The following is a 4,582-nucleotide window of genomic DNA, read 5'->3' as shown; positions in this document are numbered from 1 at the left end:
GCTGGAGGCCGAGGGCTGGCTGGAGAGCCGGCAGGGCAGCGGGTCGCGGCTGCGCGGCGCGGGCGCGGCCGACGCGCCCGCGAGCGAGGGGCGGCTCGCCGGTTTCGGGGCCCGCGACGGCGGCATCGACCTGTCCAGCGGGGCGCTGGACGGTCTGCCCGCGGTGGCCGACGCGGTACGCGACCTGCCCGCCCGGGATCTCGCGGCGGCGCTGCTGGACGACGGGTACCAGCCGTACGGGCTCCCGGCGCTGCGCGAGGCGATCGCCGGGTATCACCGGGCGGCGGGGCTGCCGACCTCGGCGGACCAGATCCTCGTCACGGCCGGGTCCCAGCAGGCCGTATGGCTGATCACACAGGGGCTGGTGCAGCCCGGTGACAGCGTGATCGTGGAGGACCCCACATACCGCGGGGCGCTGGAGGCGCTGCGGGCGCGCGGGGCGCGGCTCGTACCGCTGGAGGCGGGTACCGAGCCCACCGCTCTCGGCCGTCTCGTCCGCCACATCCGCCCCCGGCTGGTCTATCTCCAGCCCGCGGTCCACAACCCCACCGGCCGGGCGCTGGACGCGCGGGCCCGGCAGGCGTGGACGGGCGTGCTGGCCGAGCACGGCCTGTACACCGTCGAGGACAACTCCTACGCGGAACTCGCTCTGCACGACGACTCCGCGCCCGCATCCCTCGCCACACACCTGCCGCCCGCCGCGACCGCGACCCTCGGCACGATGTCCAAACTGTTCTGGGGCGGCCTCCGGCTGGGCTGGGTACGCGCCTCGCCCACCGTCATCGCCCGGCTCGCCGAGATCAAGAAGTCCGTGGATCTGGCCTGCCCGGTCGTGGAGCAACTGGTGGCCGTACAGCTCCTCCAGCGGCTGCCCGAGGCCCGCGCCCTGCGCCGCGCCCGGCTGCGGGACCGGCTGGCGGAGACCGAGCGGCTGCTACGGGCACGGGTCCCGCACTGGCGCTGGGAGCGGCCGGCCGGGGGCTCCGCCCTGTGGGTGGAGATCCCCGGCGCGGACACCGAGGCCATGGCCCAACTGGCGCGGCGGGCCGGGGTGTTCGTCGTACCCGGCCCGGCCTTCTCCGCCGTGGACGGCTTCCGCCACCATCTGCGGCTGCCGTTCGCCGACGCGGACGGGGGGCTGGAGAAGGCGCTGCCGGTGCTGGAGGAGTGCGCGGAGCAGAGCCGGTAGGCCCCCTCCCTCACCCAGCGGTGCTGGTGAGGATGGTGAGCTGCTGGGTCGCGCGGGTCATGGCGACGTAGCGGTCGACGGCGCCTTCGATGCCGTCGCCGCGGCCGTCGCCGAAGCTGTCCGGGTCGATGAGGACGACGAGATCGAATTCCAGCCCCTTCGAGAGCTCGGGGGTGAGCGACCGTATGCGGGAGGCAGCTGGGACCGAGACCCGGTCCGAGGGGCCGGCGATGACGCAGGCGATCCCCTCGCCGTCGGTGTGCTCGGCGAGCCAGGCGCCGAGCACCGAGTCCAGGTCGGCGACGGAGCCACGGGTGACGGGGATGCCGCTGCTGCGGATGGAGACGGGCACGTTGGCGTCCGGGAGGACGGCGCGGATGGCCGGTTCGGCTTCCGTCATGACCTCTTGCGGGGTGCGGTAGTTGATGCCGAGGGTGGCCACGGTGACGCGGTCGATCCCGGCCCGTTCCAGCCGCTCCCGCCAGGTCTCCGTGAAGCCGTGCCGGGCCTGGGCGCGGTCGCCGACGATGGTGAAGCTGCGGGAGGGGCAGCGCTGGAGCAGCATCTGCCATTCGGCGTCGGTCAGTTCCTGCGCCTCGTCGACGATGACGTGCGCGAACGGGCCGGCGAGCAGGTCGGGTTCGGGGCCGGTCAGCGCGTCCTGGTCGATGAGGGTGTCCTGGAGGTCCCGCCCGCGCAGCATCCCGACCGCGCCCTGGCTCTCGTCGATCTCGCTGTTCTCCAGGATGTCGGCGATGACGACGGCCCGGCGGGCGCGTTCGGCGGCGACGGCGGCCTCGCGGCGGCGCTTGCGCACCGCTGCCTCGGGGTCACCGAGCCGCAGCCGGGCGGCGTCGAGGAGGGGGAGGTCGGAGACGGTCCATGCCTTCGGGTCGGCGCGCTGGAGTTTGCGGACGTCCTCGGGGCCGAGCCAGGGGGCGCATTTGCGCAGGTAGGCGGGGACGGTCCAGAGGTCGCCGACGAGGTCGTCCGCGTCGATCATCGGCCAGGCGCGGTTGAGGGTCTTGATCAGGTCGCGGTCCTGGCGGAGGGAGCGCCGGAGCATGTCGGGAGTGGGCGCACCGTCGTGACCGTCGCCGCCTTGGCCGTCCTCACCGCTCTCGGGATCGAAACCGCCGTCCTTGTCGACCAGGATCGTGAGGAGTTCCTCCAGGATCTGGTCGCGGGCCTCGTTGTGCGGGGTGCCGGGTTCGACGGCGTCGAAGGCGGCGGCCCAGTCGGCGGGGCTGAGCCAGATGTCGGACCAGTGGGTGGAGACGGCCATGCCCTCGGCGGGCGGCTCCTCGTAGATGCCGACGGCGGGCTCGATCGCCTTGACCAGGTCGGCGGAGGCTTTGAGGGCGGCGGTCTCCGGATCGTCCTCGACGGCGGCGTCGGCGCCCTCGGCGACGAGGTCGCGCAGGACGCAGGTCTGTACGCCCTCTTCGCCGAGGCTGGGCAGGACGTCGGAGACGTAGGCGAGGTAGGGGCGGCTGGGGCCGACGAACAGGACGCCGCCGCGGCGGTGGCCGAGGCGGGGATCGGAGTAGAGGAGGTGGGCGGCGCGGTGCAGGGCGACGACGGTCTTGCCGGTGCCGGGACCGCCGTCGACGACGAGCGCGCCGCGGGAGCCGGCCCGGATGACGGCGTCCTGGTCGGCCTGGATGGTGGCGAGGACGTCGCGCATCCGGTCGGAACGGGTGCCGCCGAGGCTGGCGATGAACGCGGACTGGTCGTCGAGCGCGGCGTGCCCCTGGAGGCCGTCGGCGGTGAAGACCTCGTCCCAGTAGTCGCTGATCCGGCCGCGGGTCCAGCGGTAGCGGCGGCGGCTGTCGAGGCCGAGCGGGTTGGCGTGGGTGGCGGCGAAGAACGGCTCGGCCGCCGGTGAACGCCAGTCCAGCAGGAGCCGGCGGCCCGTGCTGTCGGTGAGGCCGAGGCGTCCGATGTATACGGGCTCGGGGCTGTCCGCCGGAACGATGTGCCCCAGGCACAGGTCCAGCCCGAAACGGCGCAGGGTGCGCAGCCGCCCGGTCAGCCGGTGGACCTCCGCGTCCCGGTCCATGGCCGCCCGGCCGATGCCGCCGGGCGCTTTACGGGCTTCCGCGAGCCGGCCGGAAAGCTCGGCGATCGTCTGCTCCAGGCTCTCCGCTATCGCCGCGAAGTGCCGCTCGTCGCCGTCGATCAGCGCCGGGGCCGCCTTGGCGGAGAGGTGGTCGGGAAGATCGAAGGCGCTGGCGACCCGGGTGACATTGCTGGTCGAAGAACTCATGCCACCGCCCCCTCGCCGGCACCGCACACCCCATAAACCGACAACAACATACGCACTTCGCGAATCCCCCATTTACTAAGGTTCCGGCCTCGGTCCGGGGATTCTGCCCCACCAACGGGGCCTTGCCGCAAGCCCCCCAGTGCGCTATATGTTGAGAGTGGCAAGGGGTGGGTTTTCCTCCTTGCCTTTCTTGTTGCTTTCGTCCATGACGCCATGGTGGGGAAGGCCGTTGAACCACGCACGGTGGAAGCTCGCGCGGGAACGCAAGATCGCCGCGGGGGCCGCGGGATACGGGGAATCCCCCGAGGTCGAAGCCGTACGGACGGAGATCCGTCTGGCGTTCGACCTCGGGCAGGCCGTCCACGACCGGCGCACCCGACTGGGCATCTCCCAGACCGAACTGGCCGAGCGGGCCCACATGACCCAGCCCCAGATCTCCCGGATCGAACTCGCCGGTACTGTCCCGACCCTCCCCTTGCTTGCACGTCTCTCCGAAGCACTGGGCGCCTCGCTGAACATCGCCCTGGACGGCGGTGTCCCCACCGTCACCCTCTCCCCAACCGCCCCTAGGGACTAGGGCATTAGGCATTAGGCATTAGGCATTAGGCAGCCTCAACGGCCGCCGCGCGCGTGGGACGATTTCGGGGCGTGTTGTGGATTCCCTTCCCCCCTGCGTCTACCGAAGGACGAGCGTTCATGCGCGACGAGACGATCATCGGTTTTCTGGAGCGGCTCGCGGGGCGGGTGCCCGCGCCTGGTGGGGGTGCGGTGGCGGCGTTGCACGCGGGGCAAGGGGCGGCGTTGTTGGGGATGGTGGCGCGGTACAGCACCGGGGAGAAGTACGCCGCGCACGCGGACGTCATCGGGCGGATCACCGCTGAGAGTGACGCGCTGCGGGAGACGGCGCTGCGGCTGGCGGAGGAGGACGCCGCGGCGTTCACCGCGGTGACCGAGGCGTACAAGCTGCCCAAGGGCGATGACGACGCCAAGGCCGCCCGTTCCGCCGCCATCGCCGAGGCACTCGTCGGCGCCGGGCGGGCGCCGGCCGCGGTGATCGGCGTCGCCGCGTCCGTCGTCGCGTTCGCCGAGGAGCTGCTGCCCGTCGGCAACCGCAACGTCGTCAC

At 72.6% G+C, this 4,582-nt stretch carries 4 protein-coding genes; 3 read left to right on the top strand and 1 reads right to left on the bottom strand.

Features of this window, described 5'->3' with window-relative positions; all coding sequences use genetic code 11:
• A partial coding sequence (locus ACFU99_RS34010) for a PLP-dependent aminotransferase family protein (RefSeq protein WP_384399529.1) occupies nucleotides 1–1,189 on the top strand: 1,189 nt, incomplete at its 5' end.
• 10 nt (nucleotides 1,190–1,199) lie between these two features.
• Here the strand turns inward: ACFU99_RS34010 and helR are convergent.
• Nucleotides 1,200–3,458, bottom strand: coding sequence for an RNA polymerase recycling motor ATPase HelR (gene helR, locus ACFU99_RS34005; protein ID WP_384399526.1), 2,259 nt, complete (start codon nucleotides 3,456–3,458; stop codon nucleotides 1,200–1,202).
• A gap of 229 nt (nucleotides 3,459–3,687) precedes the next feature.
• Here helR and ACFU99_RS34000 point away from each other — a divergent pair, with 229 nt between their 5' ends.
• Both ACFU99_RS34000 and ACFU99_RS33995 read left to right on the top strand, forming a co-directional pair.
• Nucleotides 3,688–4,035: a helix-turn-helix domain-containing protein gene (locus ACFU99_RS34000; protein WP_384399523.1), complete on the top strand. Its 348-nt coding sequence runs from the start codon at nucleotides 3,688–3,690 to the stop codon at nucleotides 4,033–4,035.
• A 119-nt stretch (nucleotides 4,036–4,154) separates the two neighbouring features.
• The coding region (locus ACFU99_RS33995) for a cyclodeaminase/cyclohydrolase family protein (protein ID WP_384399520.1) at nucleotides 4,155–4,582 on the top strand (428 nt) is incomplete at its 3' end.

It is taken from the genome of Streptomyces sp. NPDC057654 (assembly GCF_042800135.1).
Lineage (GTDB): Bacteria > Actinomycetota > Actinomycetes > Streptomycetales > Streptomycetaceae > Streptomyces.
Note: the sequence above shows the minus strand (reverse complement) of the source record. Positions and strands in the feature narration are given on the sequence as shown.